This is a genomic window from Schaalia sp. JY-X169, assembly GCF_014069575.1.
Classification (GTDB): Bacteria; Actinomycetota; Actinomycetes; order Actinomycetales; family Actinomycetaceae; genus Scrofimicrobium.
On record NZ_CP059675.1, the window covers coordinates 1,319,231 to 1,338,337 of the forward strand.

The 19,107-nt window shown below is 58.2% G+C and carries 19 protein-coding genes; 10 read left to right on the forward strand and 9 right to left on the reverse strand.

Annotation, left to right across the window (positions count from 1 at the left end; all coding sequences use genetic code 11):
* Window positions 1–11: 11 nt before the first annotated feature.
* Genes H2O65_RS05810 through lnt form a run of 4 tightly spaced genes read left to right on the forward strand, consistent with a single transcriptional unit; the run spans window position 12 to window position 6,324 of the window.
* Window positions 12–1,004 carry a YafY family protein gene (locus H2O65_RS05810; RefSeq protein ID WP_182140815.1) on the forward strand — a complete coding sequence of 331 codons (993 nt, stop codon included), beginning with the start codon at window positions 12–14 and terminating at the stop codon, window positions 1,002–1,004.
* Window positions 997–1,992 (forward strand): YafY family protein, encoded by a 996-nt coding sequence (locus H2O65_RS05815; RefSeq protein ID WP_182140817.1) that lies wholly within the window; start codon window positions 997–999, stop codon window positions 1,990–1,992. The genes H2O65_RS05810 and H2O65_RS05815 overlap by 8 nt, the downstream gene beginning before the upstream one ends.
* On the forward strand, window positions 1,985–4,732 hold the full coding sequence (locus H2O65_RS05820; protein WP_182140819.1) for an RNA helicase: 2,748 nt from the start codon (window positions 1,985–1,987) through the stop codon (window positions 4,730–4,732). The genes H2O65_RS05815 and H2O65_RS05820 overlap by 8 nt, the downstream gene beginning before the upstream one ends.
* Window positions 4,714–6,324, forward strand: coding sequence for an apolipoprotein N-acyltransferase (gene lnt, locus H2O65_RS05825; RefSeq protein WP_182140821.1), 1,611 nt, complete (start codon window positions 4,714–4,716; stop codon window positions 6,322–6,324). The genes H2O65_RS05820 and lnt overlap by 19 nt, the downstream gene beginning before the upstream one ends.
* On the opposite strand, the gene H2O65_RS05830 is transcribed toward lnt, so the two are convergent.
* From H2O65_RS05830 to H2O65_RS05865, 8 genes are all read right to left on the reverse strand, one after another.
* Entirely contained in the window at window positions 6,321–6,686 is a 366-nt protein-coding gene (locus tag H2O65_RS05830; protein ID WP_182140823.1) for an RNA polymerase-binding protein RbpA, read from the reverse strand. The genes lnt and H2O65_RS05830 overlap by 4 nt on opposite strands.
* 152 nt (window positions 6,687–6,838) lie before the next feature.
* A complete protein-coding gene (locus H2O65_RS05835) occupies window positions 6,839–7,126 on the reverse strand; it encodes an acylphosphatase (RefSeq protein WP_182140824.1) in 288 nt (95 codons plus the stop codon).
* Window positions 7,126–7,641 carry a MerR family transcriptional regulator gene (locus H2O65_RS05840; RefSeq protein ID WP_182142687.1) on the reverse strand — a complete coding sequence of 172 codons (516 nt, stop codon included), beginning with the start codon at window positions 7,639–7,641 and terminating at the stop codon, window positions 7,126–7,128. Before H2O65_RS05840 ends, H2O65_RS05835 begins: the two co-directional genes overlap by 1 nt.
* Before the next feature lie 199 nt (window positions 7,642–7,840).
* Complete coding sequence (locus H2O65_RS05845; RefSeq protein ID WP_182140826.1) at window positions 7,841–8,512, reverse strand: MerR family transcriptional regulator; 672 nt, start codon at window positions 8,510–8,512, stop codon at window positions 7,841–7,843.
* A 101-nt stretch (window positions 8,513–8,613) separates the two neighbouring features.
* Window positions 8,614–9,045: an FHA domain-containing protein gene (locus H2O65_RS05850; RefSeq protein ID WP_310649222.1), complete on the reverse strand. Its 432-nt coding sequence runs from the start codon at window positions 9,043–9,045 to the stop codon at window positions 8,614–8,616.
* 105 nt (window positions 9,046–9,150) lie between these two features.
* Window positions 9,151–9,795 carry a DUF881 domain-containing protein gene (locus tag H2O65_RS05855; protein WP_182140830.1) on the reverse strand — a complete coding sequence of 215 codons (645 nt, stop codon included), beginning with the start codon at window positions 9,793–9,795 and terminating at the stop codon, window positions 9,151–9,153.
* A 118-nt stretch (window positions 9,796–9,913) separates the two neighbouring features.
* On the reverse strand, window positions 9,914–10,246 hold the full coding sequence (locus H2O65_RS05860; RefSeq protein WP_182140831.1) for a small basic family protein: 333 nt from the start codon (window positions 10,244–10,246) through the stop codon (window positions 9,914–9,916).
* A 10-nt stretch (window positions 10,247–10,256) separates the two neighbouring features.
* A complete protein-coding gene (locus tag H2O65_RS05865; RefSeq protein WP_182140833.1) occupies window positions 10,257–11,084 on the reverse strand; it encodes a DUF881 domain-containing protein in 828 nt (275 codons plus the stop codon).
* 51 nt (window positions 11,085–11,135) lie between these two features.
* On the opposite strand from H2O65_RS05865, the gene H2O65_RS05870 reads away from it, so the two are divergent.
* The 5 genes from H2O65_RS05870 (at window position 11,136) to thrB (ending at window position 17,319) form a co-directional block, all read left to right on the forward strand.
* Window positions 11,136–12,725, forward strand: coding sequence for a Mur ligase family protein (locus tag H2O65_RS05870; RefSeq protein WP_182140834.1), 1,590 nt, complete (start codon window positions 11,136–11,138; stop codon window positions 12,723–12,725).
* Between the two features lie 96 nt (window positions 12,726–12,821).
* Window positions 12,822–14,372 carry a ribosome biogenesis GTPase Der gene (gene der, locus H2O65_RS05875; RefSeq protein WP_182140835.1) on the forward strand — a complete coding sequence of 517 codons (1,551 nt, stop codon included), beginning with the start codon at window positions 12,822–12,824 and terminating at the stop codon, window positions 14,370–14,372.
* 47 nt (window positions 14,373–14,419) lie between these two features.
* Complete coding sequence (locus tag H2O65_RS05880; RefSeq protein WP_220458710.1) at window positions 14,420–15,208, forward strand: SGNH/GDSL hydrolase family protein; 789 nt, start codon at window positions 14,420–14,422, stop codon at window positions 15,206–15,208.
* A gap of 123 nt (window positions 15,209–15,331) precedes the next feature.
* On the forward strand, window positions 15,332–16,387 hold the full coding sequence (gene thrC / locus H2O65_RS05885) for a threonine synthase (RefSeq protein WP_182140837.1): 1,056 nt from the start codon (window positions 15,332–15,334) through the stop codon (window positions 16,385–16,387).
* 11 nt (window positions 16,388–16,398) lie between these two features.
* A complete protein-coding gene (gene thrB, locus H2O65_RS05890; RefSeq protein WP_182140838.1) occupies window positions 16,399–17,319 on the forward strand; it encodes a homoserine kinase in 921 nt (306 codons plus the stop codon).
* Between the two features lie 65 nt (window positions 17,320–17,384).
* On the opposite strand, the gene H2O65_RS05895 is transcribed toward thrB, so the two are convergent.
* On the reverse strand, window positions 17,385–18,458 hold the full coding sequence (locus H2O65_RS05895; RefSeq protein ID WP_182140839.1) for an aspartate-semialdehyde dehydrogenase: 1,074 nt from the start codon (window positions 18,456–18,458) through the stop codon (window positions 17,385–17,387).
* Window positions 18,459–18,627: 169 nt separating this feature from the next.
* Between H2O65_RS05895 and H2O65_RS05900 the strand changes: the two genes are divergently transcribed.
* Complete coding sequence (locus H2O65_RS05900) at window positions 18,628–19,041, forward strand: hypothetical protein (RefSeq protein ID WP_182140840.1); 414 nt, start codon at window positions 18,628–18,630, stop codon at window positions 19,039–19,041.
* Window positions 19,042–19,107: the final 66 nt, after the last annotated feature.

Here is a 19,107-nt window from a genome sequence, read left to right on the forward strand (position 1 = left end):
TTGGGGGCGCAGTGGTTCAAGCAAAAGTTCAGGCGCCCCTACGTATCCTGAATCTTGCGCTCAATCTTCTGAACACTCGTGAGGGCCTAGGCCGTGTCCAACTCATGACCGTGGTGAGGGGATACGGCGCAACGGACTCAGCCAGTGCCCAGCGCGTGTTTGAGAGGGATATTGAACACTTGCGACGGATGGGTTTGGCCGTCGATGTTCAAGACCGCTTTGACGCTGCTACCTACCGTATTTCAGCTTCATCGCTACCGGCACAAGGAACGATCTTGACGGACCGCGAGGTCGCGTTGCTCCTGCGGGCAGTGGATGCGTGGAGTGATGGAAGCGGCGAAATGGAAGCCCTGCGCAACAAGCTGCGCGGATTCTCAGAAACCGTCCTCGCGCCCCAGCAGAGCAGCACGCGCTTCAGCCTGGAATCTGCCAACGGCCTCGAAATTGTTCAAGGAGCAATTGAGCAGGCACGGCCCGTTGCCTTTGACTATCTGTCCCAAAAGGGGGCATCCCAGCGCTGCGTTGCGCCCTGGAGAGTCATTGTTCGTGGTCGTGCGCTCTACCTATGGGGATTTGATCTGGACGCTTGGGAGCCAAGACTCTTCAGATTCTCCCGGTTCCTCACCATCCCTGCATTTGCGGCTCCCCCTGACTCAACACCGTCACAAGGTCCCCTTCAAGAGGTGGCTTTCGCCCCGGATTTCTTCTTGATTCAGCCTGTGATGTTGGTGAGACACGGTAGCTCTCCCATCACAAGTGCCCACTCAACCCCACTTCCAGAGGTGGATTCTGCCGAGGCTGGGTCCACGGCTGCAATGCCAGCACCGGAAGACACCGGCATGTGGCGACGGCGCGTGGGGGAGCGGGAGGATGCGCACATATGGGAGGAGCGCCTGCTCCGAGAAGCACGTGATGTCCGCGTCCTTGAACCCTCTTGGCTTGCTGAGCTTATCGAGACTCGGCTGAGATCAGCGGCCGCCTGGAGGGACGAAGACCGTGCCTGAACCCAGTACGACCATCCTTGCCCGCCTCATCTCTATGGTGCGCATCATCGATGCCCAGCCAGGCATTTCCGTCACCGAACTTGCGCAGTTCTTCGGCCGACCAGAGAAGCGCATACGGGCCGACATAGATCTTCTTGATAATGCCGGCATTGGGGATCTGCTCCCGGGAAGAACGTTTGAAATTGACTATGACCTCTACACCGAGCAGGGCCTCCTCACGCTGCGTTCACAACTGAATCTCTCCGCTCCTCTGCCGATTACGGAAAAAGAGTTTGCGCGCCTAGTTACCGCTCTCCAAGCAATGGCTCCAACCCTTACTGAATCTGAGCAACAGATACTGCCACAGACTCTGTCTACGCTCTTAGCAGCTCGTAGTCGCATGCAGGCGACCACCGCCGATGGGGATGCTCTCGCCAATCTCACACCCGCTATCTCGGAAGTAACAAGGGAGAAGGTTGCAGAGGTGCAAAGGGCTCTCACAGATTGCACCGCAATTGTTTTCGATTACGTCAATGGTGCGGGGAGGCACTCCCACCGAACTGTCTCCCCATCCGCCCTCGTCCTCGAAAGAGACGGCTGGGTGATGACAGGATACTGTCACACAGCAGAGTCAGAACGAACGTTTAGGCTCGACCGAACGACCAATCTCGCGGTTGTCCAAACGGCCTTTACACCGCCGGTTGACGCAACGTCTTCGGGCCAGGGAATGGAATCCGGGGAACCGGGCGAAGCTGTCATAGTCACCCTTGACCCAGGAGCCGCGTGGGCTCTTCGAGAGTCGCCGGCCACGATTGTAGAAGAAGGCCGCGCCGGAGCATTGACTGCTACATACCGGGTGTGGGATCCAACCTGGATGCGCACGGAGCTCCTGGCGCTAGCACCCTATGTGGAGGACGTCTCCCCACACCACTACCTAGAAGAGGCCGCCGTTTACGCGCGACAAGCACTCGAAGAGCCATTGCAAGGAGAGGACACAGGTAATGCCTGAACAAGAAGAGGTACTCAGCGCTGCGGACCGCATGGCGCAGTTCCGACGCCACATGGTTGTTCAGGAATCCGGCCTCGAGCAGTACCTGTCATCCCTGCATTTCTCCCCAGACCCATTCCAGGTTGAGGCATTAGAACACTTAGCCTTGGGTTCTTCCGTCCTCGTTTGTGCCCCTACCGGAGCAGGCAAGACCGTCGTCGGTGAGGGGGCAACATACCTTGCTAGGGCCCGCGGCAAGCAGGTCTACTACACGACGCCCATCAAGGCGCTCTCCAATCAGAAGCTGCGCGACTTTCGTGACCGCTTCGGCGACGACGAGGTCGGTCTACTCACCGGCGACACCGCCATCAACCCGGACGCGCCAATCATCGTCATGACAACCGAAGTGCTTCGCAACATGATCTACGCGGGCAAGGATCTTCGTGACCTGGGCGTGGTAGTCATGGATGAGGTTCACTACCTTTCAGACCGCTTCCGTGGCCCGGTGTGGGAAGAAATCCTCATTCAGCTACCCGAGCACGTCCTCATCGTGGCGCTGTCCGCCACACTGTCGAACGCGCGGGAATTTGGCCGTTGGGTCGAGGACGTGCGGGGCTCCTGCGAAGTTGTGATCTCTGATGACCGCCCCGTTCCCCTCTACCAGCACATGATGGTGGGGCCGCGCATATATGACCTCTACGCACGACCAAAACAGGCGGCCGCGGGGAAGGGGACACGCGCAATCAACCCCGACCTGCAAGCCGCAATAAGTCAGATCCAAGAACGAAGCCCCGGTCCCTACGGCGGACGAGGACGACCGTCGCGGCGCAGACGCGTTCCCGTTTCCCGGTACCGCATGCTCGAATCACTACAGCAAAAGAGGTTGCTACCGGCGATCGTCTTCGTTTTCTCTCGTGCGGGATGCGAGGACGCCGCAAATGACGCAGCAACCTTTGGACTGCAGCTAACCACCTCCAGTGAGCGCTTGGCGATCAGGGAAGAAGTTGAACAGACGCTCTCAAGCATCCCCATTGAAGACCATGGTGCCCTTAACCTGCACCAGTGGGGTCATACCCTGGAGGAGGGCGTTGCTGCCCACCACGCCGGACTCTTACCACAGCAGAAGGAAGCTGTTGAAAGACTCTTCGGGAGAGGTCTCATCAAGGCCGTGTTTGCAACCGAAACACTGGCTCTAGGCATTAACATGCCCGCACGCACCGTGGTAATCGAGTCTTTAGAGAAGTGGGATGGAAGCGAGCACGTGCGCCTCACTCCGCGTGAGTACACCCAGCTAACAGGACGAGCGGGACGGCGAGGAATCGACATCGAGGGGCACGCCCTCGTCATTGAGCGCGGTGTCGTCACACCCGAGGAAGTTGTTGAGCTTTCTTCCGGGCGGTCCTACCCCCTCCATAGCGCTTTTCACCCCAACTACAACATGGCCGTCAATCTTCTGTCTCGACTTGATCTTGAAGACGCAACCGAGATCCTTGAGTCATCGTTCGCCCAGTTCCAAACGGACGCCTCAGTCGTCAAGGACGCCCAGAGGCTACGGCGAGCTAACAATCGCCTGGATGAGGCAGCCGCAAAGCTTCACTGCGATCACGGTGATGCGGCGGAGTATTTTGGGCTTCGTGAACAGGTGACGACGCTGCAGAAACGTGCGGCAAAGGCATCAAGGGACGGTCGCGCTCAGCAGCAGGGACGGATCCTCGCAGAGCTTAAGGTTGGCGATGTAGTGCGGTTCAAGAAGGGACGCAGACTTCGTAGCGCAGTCGTTGTACAGGCTCCAACATCAGGGTTTGCGACTCCGCTTGCACGAGTGGTTGGTGAGGACGGAAAACCTGGGTCTGTGGGCCCACGCGAGGCCGAGGGTGGCTTGGAAGTCCTGGGGCGCATGCCGGTTCCGGATAGGGGAGCGAAGCGTCCCAAAGACCGCGCAGAGCTTGCTGCAGCATTGCGCAACGCAGACTTTACACGTGCCCACACACGCAGCCGAGGCCGTGATGATGCCAAGGTGTCAAAAATGCTCGATGAGGCTGCCGTCCTCGAAGAGAGAATCCGCAAGCATCCAGTTCACAGTTGCCCAGATCGGGAAAGTCATGCGGGCATTGGACATGAGTACGCGAGGCTTCTGCGGGAGCGAAATGCACTCGCAAAGAAAATCAATGACCGCAGCTCAGAGATTGTCGACGAATTCAAAGCGGTTTGCTCCGTCCTTCGTAGTCTTGGCTTCCTGGACGGTAACCATGTGACGCAACGCGGACAAAGATTGCGACGCATCTTTGGAGAGCGTGACCTGCTGGTAGCGCAGGTCATCGCCGAGAATGCCTGGGCTGGCTTGAAACCGGAGGAGCTGGCGGCAATCGTCAGTGCAATCGTCTATGAGCCACGGGGCGAGGACGGAGTATCAGCCGTTCCTGCAAACTTCCCAACCGCAGGACTAGAGACAGCTTGGTCTACCACCATGGACGTTTTCAATCAGGTTCACGGCGCGGAAGTCCGAGCAAACCATGAAGTCACAAAGCCACCTGCCGGACAGCTGCTCGATGCCATGTACCGCTGGTCAAAGGGTTCATCACTAGCAACAATCCTGGAAAAAACTGAACTCTCTGGCGGAGACTTTGTCCGCTGGGTACGCCAAGTCTTAGACATGCTTGATCAGCTGCGCCGCCTCGAGGATCCTGAAATCAGAACCGCTGCCACCAAGGCACGCTCCAAACTTCTGCACGGAGTTGTGGCATGGACCGAGTTCTCGTGAGAGTACCGGCACAGTGGCGAAGCAGGTCTGCAACTGGGCGTACCTGGCTCGACCTGGTTCTTATCCTGGTTTCGGCCGCAGCAATGTGGGCCGCCTTTCCTTTCGCTAATCTGTGGTTTCTTGCGATCCCTTCAATCGCATTACTCGTGGCGTTGGTGGACCGTATTCATCCGGGACGCGCAGCCGGATACGCAGCAGTATGGGCAATGGCGTTCTTCATGCCGCATATTTCCTGGATGCAGATTGCAACTGACAATACGGTCATCGCCTGGGTCGCACTGGCCGGAGCGCAGGCATTCTTCATCGCCCTGTGGGGTCTGGCGCTGTCTGCAATGCGAACTTGGGCTTGGGCCCAGAGCATTTGGGGGGAAGCGCTTGGCGGAGCCCTGCTCTGGGTCACTTTCGAAGAACTACGTTCCCGAGTTCCCTTCGGGGGTTTCCCCTGGGGCAAACTTGCATACACGCAGGTGGATAGTCCTTTGCTTGCATTTGCTCCGCTAGGGGGCGAGGTCCTAACTTCATTTGTTGCGGTTGTCATCGCGATCGTTCTGAGACGCGCTCTGGCTCTGCGGACAGCACCCAACAGAGAAGAGAGCTTCTTCGCCCGTCTTGCGGCGCTTGGTATCGCAGGTGTCCTCTTCATCGCACCGGCGTTATATTCCCTTCCCAAGAGTCAGGAAAACGGGGAGATTGAACTAGCGCTAATCCAGGGCAACGTCGAAATTCCGATGGCAGAAACCTTCGCAACGCCGCGGAAGGTAACGGGCAACCACGCCCGCCAAACCCTGGCTATGTTGGATGAAGGTCATGAGGTCGACCTCATCCTCTGGGGGGAAAATGCGACTGATATCGACCCGCGTATTGACCCGGCGACGGCCGCCCTCGTCGAAGAGGTAGTGGACCGGGCCGGCAAACCGGTCATGCTGGGCGTGATGGAGTACGCGGGGGAGCAGCGCTATAACTGGATGGCTGTCTGGGATCCAGACCGGGGGTTGCTAGAGGAAATGTACGGGAAGCAGCACCCTGTCCCGTGGGGAGAGTACGTTCCTCTCAGAGAGATTTCAGAGTTCCTGGCCACCGCGTCTGCGCAGATCAGCGTGGATATGGCATCCGTTGATAACCCTGCTTTCATGGAGGTGGAACTCTCCGACGGCAGGAGCATTCCCCTTGCTGTGGGGATCTGCTTTGAAGTTGCCTATGAGCCGCTGATCGCCGAGGGCGTGGCAATGGGCGGCGAACTGATCGTTATCCCCACCAATAATGCTCACTTTCAGAATTCCGCAGAGTCAGACCAGCAGTTGCAGATGGCACGCTTCAGAGCAGCTGAGTTCTCACGGTCCACTGTCCAAGTGTCGACAAATGGCGTCTCTGGAATGATCCGCCCCGACGGTTCGCTAGTTGCAGTCACCGGGACACAGGAGGCAGCACACCTGGTTGGGGAACTACCTCTCCGCACATCCATAACGCCGTTTACTTATGTGGCGTCTTTCATGCCGGTTCTCGTGATGGTCGGCGGATTGCTCTTGGCATCAACGAGCCTCGGCGCGTATTACTACGCCCGAGGCCGTGATAAGAGGACGGAAGAGGGTTAGGGTCTGCGATAGTCCGTATCGAAGATCAAGTCGCCGTTGCGGTATGCCTCGAGCTGTTCCTGGAGCAGTACGTCCAATTCCTCAAGGCTGCGTCGTTCCAGCAACATATCCCAGTGGGTACGCTGTGGCTTGATGTTTTTTGATTCATCTTCTTCGGCTGCTTCGCCCACAAGTTCCGCAACTTCGCCGCAACGGCATTCCCAAGTTGCAGGGGGTTCTGCATCAAAGGCCATTGCAATCTTGAACTCGTGGCCATTGGAGCAGACGTATTTTGCCTCAAAGCGCTCAGCGAAAACTACGCCATCTTCAGACTCCAATGATTTGGACCCTATTTGCATGCCTCGTAATGCACGGTCAGCCACTGCGTCTCCTTGGGTGTACAGACAGAGCACGGCCAAAGGGGCACGTGCAGCAAACTATTTTACCCCTGAAGACTAGAGATTCCCACCTTGGACGCCGAGGGCGAACGAAACAGCAGGTAGCTACGATCCGATAATGTACATTATGTCAGATTCTAGTAGACGACTTTGAAGTCCCTCAGTCCCTCCGGAGTTGAACGTGAGGTTTCCAGTCTTGAAACGTGGGCTCCGGGGAATCCCCTACGAAGGGTCTGGAGGAACATATCAACACGATGCTCCACACCTTCAACGTGAATCTTTACGCTGCCGTCATACTCATTACGCACCCAGCCAGCCACACCTTGTTCGTCAGCGGCCCACATTGTGCGGTAACGAAATCCGACACCCTGCACATGACCGCGGACCACGACGTCCACTGCTTTCAGGTACTGGTCGCCAGACATTAGGACGCTGCTTGCTTCTCACGGCGACGGCGCGCCAGCTCATCCATCCCCACTACCGTGGAGTCGGCTTCTACCGGGAACTGCGCCAAGCTGCCTTCGACCTCACGCCACACGCGCCCAACGGCGATTCCAAACACGCCCTGGCCACCCTGGAGCAGGTCGACAATTTCATCCGGCGACGAGCACTCATACACGGAAGCACCGTCACTCATTAGCGTGATAGAAGCGAGGTCATCGATACCGCGTTCGGAAAGCTGTTGGACTGCGACACGGACCTGCTGCAATGAGATCCCCGTATCAAGTAGCTTCTTGACGACTTTGAGGACCAGGATGTCCTTGAAGGAGTACAGACGCTGGCTACCGGATCCCGCAGCGGCTCGAAGGCTTGGCTCCACGAGGCCGGTGCGCGCCCAGTAGTCAAGCTGGCGGTATGTAATTCCAGTGGCTTCGCAGGCCACGGGTCCACGATAACCAGCGGCTACATCCACCTGTGCAAGCGGGTCGCCAAATAGCATGGGCTGACGTGTCCGATCTGTCTTAGCAGAAACCTCTGGACTCACGGCATCTCCTTGCTGAGTTCTTACGAACAGGTCTATCTTCGGGTCATTGTTCTACAACCAACTGCCACCTACAACACCTAACGATAGCGCGGTTGTTCCAGTCTCACGCTTAACCTGAGGGTTAGGCTTGGGTGTGTCGCAGTAATTTTCGTGCCTACTCCCCCAGTGAGTCGACGGCAATTTGCAAGTAAGCAGTGTGGAGAGCACCGGCCAGCTCGCCCATTTCCTCAGCCTGAGCCCTGGCCCTCTCTATGTCGCCGGGGCGGTCGCGCCGGGAAGACGAAGAGATTGCAAAGTCGATAATGTCTGCACTTCGATCTGCGCTGCTGCGAATAGTTCGTAGGTTCCGTGCAGGAAGGCCAGCGGCTACCAAAGCAGTGATCAAGCGAACCACCTGTACTGTTCCACCGGCAAAATGGCCGCCCAGGTCCGGGGCGATCAAACCAAGCTTGACGTAAGACTCTAGAACCGCGCGTGAACAGCCAGTTAGCTCCCCCAGCTCACGCACAGTGATGGTGCGGCCTCTCTCGGGGACCACGGCAACGCCATCTGAAGATACCAGCCGCGCCCGCGGGGGTGCTTCGACGTCATGGCCGTTGTCGAGGGCTTCAAGCTCCTCAAGTATGACCCGTAGTGGCGCGTAGGAATCCCTTTGTTTCGTCAGAATCAGTCTGATGCGTTCGACGTCCGCGGACGAGTACTTGCGGTATCCCGACGCAGTGCGATGAGGTGTGACCAGGCCCTTTTCTTCCAAGAACCGCACCTTGGAAACTGTGGTAGCTGGAAACTCCCTGTCCAGAATCTTCACGACCTGGCCGATTGTCATCACCGCGTCACGGGAAACGCCTCGAGGCCAAGGTTCTAGCGCCTGTGGCCGTTGGGAAGAAATGGTGTCCCTTGCCGGCCCTGCGCTACGTGCAGCGCCCACTATCGTTGAGACGACGGGTGGTATGTGAGTCGGTACTTGCCAACCTGGACCTCATCCCCCGCCGACAGCAGTGCCTGATCAACTCGCTCACGGTTCACATACGTGCCGTTCAGGGCACCGGAGTCCCGAACGTAGTGGCGCCCCTCTTTGACGAGAAACTGGCAGTGTTTGCGCGAAACGGTTACGTCGTCGAGAAAGATATCCGACGAGGCCGAACGCCCCGCGTTAGTCACCTCTTGATCCAAGAGGAACCGGGCCCCGGAATTCGGTCCACGCTGAACAATCAAAAGCGCATTCCCCGGCGGGAGAGCATCTACCGCCGCCTGGTCCCGCGCTGAGAGTGGAACCTTCGAGACCTCAGACGCGTCGGACTCTTCAGGAGTACCGAAGAACGCGGTACTTGTTGGGTCAAAAGTTGCTTCTTCAGCCACTTCGTCCTCCTTGTTTCCACCTAAACTTTGCGGACCGACATACTCCTGACCGATCCAAACTGAGACCATCCTAGTCGCTTTCCCGCACTCTTTGTTGGTCGACCGTCAGTCAATTGCTGGCTTGGCCCAGACCGGTTCGAACGGTTCTGTAACAGCCTTGATCTGAAGCAAGTTTGAAACTTCAGTGGTAACCATGGCCCCGTACGCTTTGAACTGAGAGACCGCCCCTCCTCTGATCTCCAACGCGACAGACAGAGTCGAGCCATCACCTATTGCGCGCCATTCGTAAGGTGGAGACAACGGTGCCCCACTAGCAACGATCCCCCCCTGGGAGTCCGTTCCAAACCAGGCGCGGGCATTTAGTCGGACATCATTAATGGAAATCGATTCGGCGCCTGCGTTCCTAAGTTCCGCCAAAGTCGTGACGAACACTGAAACGGGGATCATCTCTTGCTGAGCCGACACCCTCATTATGATGCCCGGCCCCTCCACCGGAACTGTGCCGGCAGCGACCTCGGCCTGTGACGTAGCCAAGGCAACTGCATCACGGGCAGCCTGGCTGGCATCAGCAGCCTCCTTAAGCTCAGTGAGCTGCCCCTGCAGAGCGCTTCTTTCATTGCGTAGCGCATCCTCGCGTTGCTCTAGGTCCCCTAGCAGAGCAACCAGCTGATCCTCGTTGAGACCGGCTAGAGGATCCGCTGCCTGCGTTCGCACTGTCGTTGTGATCGCTAAGCCGATCAGTAAGAACATTGCCAGCAGCAGAATGTGCAGCGGACGGGGCCTGGAGACAAAAGAGTTGATGAACCGCTGAGGGCTGAAACCTCGACGTTCATGAGAGTGGTGCCGACTTGGAGTGCTTGGTCCCATGTTAGGCCTTGAAAATCAAGCGACGGATGGATGCCGAGTTGCTGAAGATACGGATACCCAAGACGACGATCACTGCCGTAGTCATCGCGCCACCGACACCAAGCTGGACACCGAGGAACACTAGGAAACAGGCAATCAGGACGTTCCAGAAGAACGAGGCGATAAAGACTCGATCGGAAAAAACACCTTCCAACCAGGCACGAAAGGCTCCAAAAAGGGCGTCGAGTGCCGCCACCACCGCTACGGGCAGGAATGGCTGTAAGCCCAAAGGGATGACGGGCTCAAAGATCAGGCCGGCTACAACACCCAGTATCAATCCGATTGCTGCTATCACTTGGTTCCCCCTACTGCGATTCCATGGGAGTCGCCTGACTCGATCGTAGTGGTATTGCGCCAAGGGTAAGGCTCTCGGCTCGAGTCTCAGTCACCTGAGCGGAAGTGGCTTTCTCTATCTCAGCGACGCGCTCCGCTCCGCTGCCGCTCTGTAGTGCAGCCAACAGTTCGGTGGGATCTCCGATCGCCTCAATAACATAGGGCGATACAACCGGGTCGAGGTTCACAAGTATTGAAGACCCTGCCATCCGAACCGATGTGCTTGCGACAACCCTGTGCCCATTGATCGCCATTGCCTCCGCTCCCCCTGACCACAAAATGTTGACAACTGCCCTAAGGTCAGCGTCTCTGAAACGGCTTGCGCGTCCCGACAGTGAGGTTGCCTGCTCAGCGATAGAAACCACTACACCCGGACCTGCACTTCGAACACTTCCTGCGCTCACAGCAAGTCCAGAACCCAGCTCCATTGATTCACCCTCAAGCACCTCCGAAGCTCGCGCTTGAGCCTGTAGTCCCTGATTTTCTTCATCTAGAATCCGTACGCGTACTTGCGCATCGCGTACCTGTTGCGCAAGAAGCGCCCGTGGACTCGTCACATCATCATTGATGTTGCGCAGGTTGAGAGCCGCTACCGTCATCCCAAAGCCAAGTGCTGCAGTCAAGACTAGAGCCACGACTCTTCTTGCCAAGGAGCTCTTCGGAGCGTCGATTTCTGCAGCATCGTAGTATCCGGGGTCCAGCGAGAATCTCTCAATGTTCTTGAGAAGTAGCATCGAAGCCGCAGGGTCCCTGTGTGCCGCGTCAACGGCGGGCACGCCTGCGGGGTCATCGTGACTCACGGGGCACCTCCCAACGTCGGAACCGAGTCCTGCCTGACCTAGAATGGGGGCATGTCTTCACTATCTGAGATACGTCCCCAGACTACTGCTCTCCCGCTAGATATTGCACTAGAGGGCTGCGGTACGTGGCAAATGTGGACCGATGAGAATGGATTGGTCGACCCCTCTGACACCCTAAAGGCACTCCCGGTTACAGGAGTCTCAGTCAGTACGGATGACTTGGACGCCGACTGGGTGTTTGTAGGTGTCCCAGGAGCGCATCGCCACGGAGCATCTCTTTGGGAAGCGGCGCGACTTGGCGGTGCAAGCGTGATTGTCACTGATCAGGATGGAGCCGAACTGGCCCAAGATGCGGATCTACCAATCGTCGTCGTTTCTAACCCTCGTCACACGGCTGCCATGATGGCCGCAAACCTTCACGCACCCGCGCAGAAGGACCTGGTTATTGCAGGTGTGACCGGAACCAATGGCAAGACCACCACCACGTATTTTCTGCGTTCCGCCCTCGCCTCCGGCCTTGGACAAATGGGACTGTTCGGAACACTCGAAGTTAACACGGGTTCCCTGTCTGTCACGGCACACAGAACCACCCATGAGGCTCCTGTCGTTCATCGCGCCCTGGCCGCCACAGCGCAGGCAGGCTTGAGGGGCGCTGTCGTCGAGGTCTCGTCGCATGCTCTCTCCCTAGGAAGGGTTGATGGGATCGACTTCGACCTTGCGATATTTACCAACCTGCAGCACGATCACCTGGACTTCTATGAGAACAGCATGGACCTCTATTTTGAGGCCAAGGCATCACTCTTCGAACCATCACGCACCAGGGCCGGAGTCAGCGCGGTTGATGACGAATATGGGCGTCGCCTCGTTCGCCAGGCCCAGGTTCCCATGCACGCGGTCCAGGTCCTCACAGACGATGACCTTTGCGACTTGGCCGTCCCTCTTTGGAGAGTCACAGGTGTGACTCCGAACCGAGCGATCGGTGGGAACACGTTCACACTCACAGACCCAAGTGGAACCGAGTACCAAGCAGTCTGCCCAATTCCCGGTCTGGTCAATGTTCAGGACGCGGCTCTCGCCATCGTCGGCGCAGGGCTCCTTGGTGTTCCAATTCAAGATGCAATCGATGGTGTCGCCAATGCACCAGCCGTTCCCGGAAGAATGCAGTGGGTGCCGAGTCTTCCAAATCAACCCCTGGTACTTGTGGACTTCGCGCATACCCCCGAAGCCCTTGAGCGGCTGCTACTAGACATGCGCCCGCTCTGCCACGGCGAGGTAATCCTCGTATTTGGCACAGACGGTGACCGCGACCCGAGCAAAAGAGTCCCACTCGGTGAGGTAGCGGCTCAGAGTGGAGACCGACTGTGGGTTACCGATGAGAATCCACGCTGGGAAGATGCCCAGGCTATCCGCACTCAAATCCTCGAGGGGGTTCGCAAAACTCGTCCAAGCATGAAGGATGTGATCGAGGTGACGACATGTCGTCGAGACGCGATACGGGAGGCAATCTACAGCGCCAGAGAGGGGGATGTTGTCATCATCTCTGGCAAGGGACCGGAAACTTATCAGGACATTCGCGGGGTCAAGCATGCGTTTGAGGATGCAGCTGTGGCTTCCGAGGTGCTTGCCGCCTACGCCAAGTAGTGTGTTGATCAGAGACTTGCCAACATACAATCAGTAGAGATCAACAGAGCACGGGTTCATACCCCGCTCCCAAACGTCACTTTGCGAGGACGACCAATGGAACCGACAACCACCGACAACGGGTTTGACGACAGTGACCTTTTCGATGAGGAGTCTGCCGTGTCCCCTGGCACGGATTTCACTGAGGAAGCCGAGGTCGAGGACGCAGAGCTTCAGCTTCAGCGCATGCGTGCAATGCGTGCCGACCTCGCCCAGTACGACCTCGAGGCTGAGGACCTGGAGCTCCTCAGTCAGGGTGATGACTGGTCCCAGCCCGACCTCGAATACTCCTCACGTCCCGTTGTTGCCGTAATCGGGCGGCCGAATGTCGGCAAGTCAACTCTTGTCAACCGTGTGCTGGGGCGCCGTGAAGCAGTTGTCCAAGACACGCCCGGTGTGACCCGCGACCGAGTTCTCTACGACGCGGAGTGGGCCGGGGTTGATTTCGTCCTCGTCGACACTGGCGGATGGGAGGTTGACGTTAAAGGTTTGGATCGCCAAATCGCGGAACAGGCCGAGGTCGCAATAGATCTGGCCGATGTCATCATCTTTGTTGTGGATGCCAACGTCGGCGCAACGTCGACAGATGAGCAGGTTGTTCCTCTACTCCGCAAGTCTGGAAAGCCGGTTATTCTTGCCGCAAATAAAGCCGACTCCTCAACACAGGAGTCTGACGTTACGGCGCTGTGGTCCCTGGGTTTAGGTGAGCCCTACGCCATCTCGGCCCTGCATGGTCGCGGCGCCGGTGACATGTTGGACGCGGTTGTCCGCGCGATGCCAGAAGAGTCCGCACACCCGACAAAACGACGTCCGTCCGCCATCAGGCGTATTGCCCTTGTTGGTCGACCCAACGTAGGCAAGTCTTCACTTCTGAATGCTCTTGCCGGGGAAACGCGGGCAGTTGTCCACGACCTGGCTGGCACCACCCGTGACCCAATCGACGAGATCGTTGAAATCGAGGGACGCCAGTGGGAGTTCATCGATACGGCAGGCATAAAGCGCCGACTACACCGCACCAGCGGCGCCGACTACTATGCCTCCATCCGCACGCAGGCGGCTTTGGAACGCGCTGAGATTGCGCTGGTACTCGTCGATGCGTCAGTCCCGCTGACAGAGCAAGACGTCCGCGTCATACAGCAGGCAGTAGATGCCGGGCGTGGCATCGTCATCGTCAACAACAAGTGGGACCTGGTTGATGATGAGCAACGGGTTGCGTTGATGAAGCAGGAGGAGCGTGAACTGGTGCAGGTTGACTGGGCTCCCCGCATCAATCTGTCCGCGAAAACTACCTGGCATGTCAACAGGATTACGCGCGCCCTCGACACAGCCCTTGACGGTTGGGAGACGCGCGTCTCCACAGGGCGCCTCAACGCCTTTTTTGGTCGCCTCACTTCTGCCCATCCCCATCCATTGCGCGGCGGCAAGCAACCGCGCATTCTCTTCGGGACGCAGGCTTCAACCGCTCCCCCACGCTTCGTCCTCTTTACAACCGGTTTCTTGGACCCTGCCTACAGACGTTTCATTCAGCGACGTTTGCGGGAGGAGTTTGGCTTCGAAGGCACGCCGATCCAACTGTCGGTTCGCGTGCGAGAGCGCCGCCGCCGGTAAAGCAGAGGAAGTAGAAAGTAGTAAGTAGTCACGGGAAGTTGATTAAAGTGTTCAGCAGTTACATTGCTATTGGAGACAGTTTTACAGAAGGACTTGGGGACCCGCGGCCTGACGGTTCCCTTCGCGGGTGGGCTGACCGCGTGGCGGCCGGCTTGGCAAATGGTTACTCGGCTTCGCCGGACGGCAACAACCGCCCCTTCCGCTACGCAAACTTGGCGATTCGAGGACGAAAGCTCGGTCCGATCATTGCAGAACAGCTGCAGCCTGCCCTAGCGCAGAGTCCCGATGTCATGTCATTTAACGCCGGTGGCAACAACATGTTGCGGCCAAAGTTCGATCCGGCCGAGTCGATCGATCAAATCGTCGAAGCCGTCGAGGCGATCCGCGTGACCGGAACCCATGTCCTCCTCCTCGCGGGTCCGGACCCTGTCAACAACCTCCCCATGGGCCATGTCTTCTCCTCAAGAGGCGAGCAGTACACGGAGTTGGCCACAAATGCGGTTGCCGGCATGGATGGTGTCACCTTTGTCGACAACTTCAACGACCTGGCGTTCCGCGACTCAACATACTGGTCCGAGGACGGTCTACACCTGTCACCCGCGGGGCACCTTCGAGTGGCCGCTAACTGCCTAGACGCACTCGGGATTTCCTACCCGAATGATTGGGCCGATCCGCGTTACCCGGTGCCTGACCCGAAAAATTACCGCAGCCCGGCCTACTTCAACACATACATCACTCCGTGGATCGGACGTCGCCTCACGGGTCGTTCCTCCGGTGATGGCCGAATGGCTAAGCGTCCTCTGCTGAGTGAGTTCCGCGCCGAATACGACCTGTGAGGCAACGCGGTCGTCCTCGTCCGCATGATGGCGACTGCGGGGGCGTCCGCCCTTATTTGGCACACTTGCCGCTAGCAAACTGTTTCCACACATCTACAACTTTTGGAGGGTATCTTGTCGGGAATGCCGCAGACCCAGGGACTTATCCATCGCTATGCACAGTGGTTGCCGGTAGCGGAGGGCCAGCCAATCATCAGCCTCGGTGAGGGTTCGACGCCGCTGGTGTACTGCCGGGTAATTTCTGAACGCGTAGGCAATGAGGTGTGGGTTAAGGTCGAGGGCGCGAACCCGACAGGTTCCTTCAAGGACCGCGGCATGACGGTGGCGGTGTCTATGGCTGCTGCTCGCGGAGCACAGGCTGTTGTCTGTGCTTCCACGGGAAACACTTCTGCGTCGGCAGCTGCCTATGCAGTTCAGGCAGGAATGACCCCCGTTGTCCTCCTCCCCGCGGGCAAGATCGCCAAGGGCAAACTTGCTCAGTCGGTGGTGTACGGGGCGCGAATCGTGCAGATTGACGGCAACTTTGATGACTGCCTCGACGTGGCCCGCAAGCTGGATGCCAACTATCCGATCGCCCTTGTTAACTCGGTGAACCCGGATCGCATTGAGGGGCAGAAAACGGCTTCGTTCGAGATCGTTGATTCACTTGGTGACGCCCCCGATATTCATATGCTCCCCGTTGGCAATGCCGGGAACATTACCGCTTATTGGAAGGGCTATCGCGAATACTTCGAGGCCGGTAAGTCCACGCGACTGCCGCAGATGTGGGGCTTCCAGGCGGCTGGCTCAGCGCCGTTTGTTGTCGGTCACCCGATCGCGGACCCCGAAACCGTTGCGACGGCAATTCGCATTGGTAACCCGGCCTCGTGGGATCAAGCAGTTGCGGCGCGTGATGACTCAGGCGGTCGAATCGAGGCTGTTACAGATGAAGAGATCCTTGCTGCGCAGGCACTCCTGGCGGCGAGCGAGGGTGTGTTTGTCGAACCGGCCTCGGCCGCGGGCATCGCGGGTCTTCTGAAGTCCAGCGAGGCGGGCACGCTTCCGACAGGTAAGACCATCACCATCACGGTGACTGGTAACGGTCTAAAAGATATTGACACAGCCATGCTGGGACGCGACATTGTCGCCGAGGTGCTGCCTGCGGATGTGGACCTAGTCGCGACCAGTCTGGGTCTCTAGAAGCAATGACAATGCTCATCCCCGTGGGACGTAGCGCAACGGTTCGTACACCGGCAACCACCGCGAACCTGGGGCCCGGTTTTGACGCACTGGGTTTGGCTCTCGACTGGGTTGATCAAGCTTCCGTGGCTGTCATTGAAGACGGATACACTTTTTCGCTGTCGGGAGCCGGTGCGGCTGCGCTTCCCCGGGATGCGAGCCATCTCGTCCTCAAAACGATCCTGCGCGGCATCGAGGATCTGGGAGTGGAAGTTCCAGGTCTGTCGTTTACGGCTCACAACACCATTCCGCTCGCGAGGGGGCTTGGCTCGTCGTCCGCTGCCATTTCTGCGGGGCTAGCGCTGGCCTGGGGGCTGGTTTACCCGGATCGACCCCTTGACCGCTCCTGGGCCTTTGGCGTTGCTGTCGACATAGAGGGCCACCCCGACAACGTTGGACCAGCCATATTTGGTGGGCTCACAATCGGCTGGCTCCGCCAGGGTACGTGGCAGATCGCCCAGGCCACGGTCCGGGAGGATATTCGTATCACGGCCCTGGTGCCATCAACCGTGCTTGAGACTGAGAAGGCACGCGCCGCGATGCCTGCCAGTATTCCGCTTGAGGATGCCATCGCGAACTCAGCACACACCGCTCTGCTTATGCATGCTTTTGCGTCGGCGCCAGAGCTACTGCTTGATGGCACATCCGACCGGCTCCACCAGGAGTATCGCCGCGGCCTCTATCCGGTTTCGCTGGCACTGGTAGAGCACCTACGCGGCCAGGGTCTGGCAGCCTGCATCTCAGGTGCGGGCCCCACGGTCGTTGTCTTCCACAGCAGTGACCAAGGCGCCCTTGTTGACCTAACGCTTGAAGCGGCGGCTGGCGATCCTCGCTTTGCCGGATTTACCAGTCACTCACTGCGCATTGGCGACGGGGTGCAGGTCGTCTCCTGATGTTTGGGTTGAAGTCTTGGGCGGCTGCGCGCAAATGCAGCCGCCCAAGATGGAGCCCGACAGGCTTAGAAGCCGTGTTCCTTGGCAATAAGCTCAGCCACTTCCACAGCGTTTAGCGCGGCACCCTTGCGGAGGTTGTCTGAGGAGACGAAGAACACCAACCCACGGTCCCCTCCTACAGACTGGTCGCGGCGCACGCGTCCTACGAAGGTGCCATCTTTGCCGGCTGCTTCGAGCGGATTGGGAAGGTCAACCAGATTGACACCGTCCATCATTGTCAGTGCGGCGTTAGCCTGATCGACAGAGATGGGCTTGGCAAACTCCGCATGAATGGTTAGCGAGTGCCCAGAGAAAACAGGGACGCGCACGCAGGTCGCACTAACCGCAAGGTCTGGAAGTCCAAGAATGCGACGCGACTCATCCCGCAACTTCTGCTCTTCGTCGGTCTCTCCGCTGCCGTCATCTACGAAGTTGCCCGCCTGCGCGACCACGTTGAAAGCAATTGGAGCGGCGTACACCTTTGGTTCACCGTGTTGCACAGCACTACCATCGCGAGCAAGTCCTTCGATTGGAGCATCACCTTCCACAACGGCTCGCACCTGGGAGCCCAGTTCAGCAACACCCGCAAGGCCACTTCCGGATACGGCTTGGAAGGTGGTGGCACGCAGAGCACGCAGCCCCGCAACCTCATCCAGTGCCTTGAGCGCGGGCATCGTGGCCATCGTGGTGCAGTTTGGATTGGCGATTATGCCCAGCGGGCGGTTGAGTGCATCCTTCGGGTTGACCTCAGAAACGACAAGCGGAACCAGAGGATCTTTGCGCCACGCAGATGAGTTGTCGATTACCACTGCTCCGGCTTGAGCAAACAGGGGGGCGTAGGCCTTAGAAGCGGCACCACCCGCACTGAAGATGGCAACTTGAATACCCTCAAGATCCTTGGGCGCGGCAACCGTGACGTCCTCGACGGTAATCTCATGTCCCTTCCACGTCACCGTCTTTCCGGCAGAACGTGGTGAAGAGAAGAGACGAAGGTTCGCAACCGGGTAATCACGCTCATCGAGCAGGTCGAGCATCACGCCACCGACCTGGCCGGTTGCACCAACAACAGCGACATTAAGTCCGCTACCCTGGGGGGCCATATCTTGTCCTTTCGGAGACTACTAGCAATGAACAGCGTACGAGGACGTGCGAAGTTGTCCATCAAACGACCAGACTTCGGACCGTTGCTCTCGTTTGGCTCAAGGACCCTTGGTGAACTTGGCGCTCTGAGTACAAGTAGACTCCTAACGTCACAGTATTGGAGGAACAGTGCAGATCAACATTCCCCGCGAGTTTAGGCTGGATGCGGTACCCGCCACCATGACGCTGTCCGACGAGGATCTGGATGCCCTACTTGGGGACTTCCCAGCGGAACTTACATCAACTGATCGGACCGCAACTTTTCGGTTCGAAAGTCCGCGAGCCGCGGCAGACTTTGTGGATTCTCTGGACGGACAAATCCCCTACTCGGCCCGCGAAATGACAGAGGAGGACGGAGAAGTCTTTGAGACACCCGGCCTCGGAAGCGTTGCGCGTGACATTGTCGGCAAGTCTTCGTCGCATTTGGGGGGCGCAGACAAGACCGCACGTGCTTGGGGCATTGCAGCCTTCTCGGTTGCAGTCTCCGGGACGGTCATTGCACTAACTGCTCTGGCAATTGGGATCATCTCACTCGTAATGTAACGGGCTAGCGCTCACCTCGGCAGGACCAGCTCGATGGCCAAAGACTTTGTATCAATGACTTGACAC

Bases quoted from the DNA above. Each gene is read 5' to 3' on its own strand.
- H2O65_RS05845 (WP_182140826.1), bottom strand. From the start codon at position 8,512: ATGACAATCGGCCAGGTCGTGAAGATTCTGGACAGGGAGTTTCCAGCT.
- lnt (WP_182140821.1), top strand. From the start codon at position 4,714: ATGGACCGAGTTCTCGTGAGAGTACCGGCACAGTGGCGAAGCAGGTCT.
- H2O65_RS05840 (WP_182142687.1), bottom strand. From the start codon at position 7,641: ATGCTATTTGGCGACCCGCTTGCACAGGTGGATGTAGCCGCTGGTTAT.
- der (WP_182140835.1), top strand. From the start codon at position 12,822: ATGGAACCGACAACCACCGACAACGGGTTTGACGACAGTGACCTTTTC.
- H2O65_RS05820 (WP_182140819.1), top strand. From the start codon at position 1,985: ATGCCTGAACAAGAAGAGGTACTCAGCGCTGCGGACCGCATGGCGCAG.
- H2O65_RS05855 (WP_182140830.1), bottom strand. From the start codon at position 9,795: ATGTTCTTACTGATCGGCTTAGCGATCACAACGACAGTGCGAACGCAG.
- H2O65_RS05895 (WP_182140839.1), bottom strand. From the start codon at position 18,458: ATGGCCCCCCAGGGTAGCGGACTTAATGTCGCTGTTGTTGGTGCAACC.
- thrB (WP_182140838.1), top strand. From the start codon at position 16,399: ATGCTCATCCCCGTGGGACGTAGCGCAACGGTTCGTACACCGGCAACC.
- H2O65_RS05870 (WP_182140834.1), top strand. From the start codon at position 11,136: ATGTCTTCACTATCTGAGATACGTCCCCAGACTACTGCTCTCCCGCTA.
- thrC (WP_182140837.1), top strand. From the start codon at position 15,332: ATGCCGCAGACCCAGGGACTTATCCATCGCTATGCACAGTGGTTGCCG.
- H2O65_RS05835 (WP_182140824.1), bottom strand. From the start codon at position 7,126: ATGTCTGGCGACCAGTACCTGAAAGCAGTGGACGTCGTGGTCCGCGGT.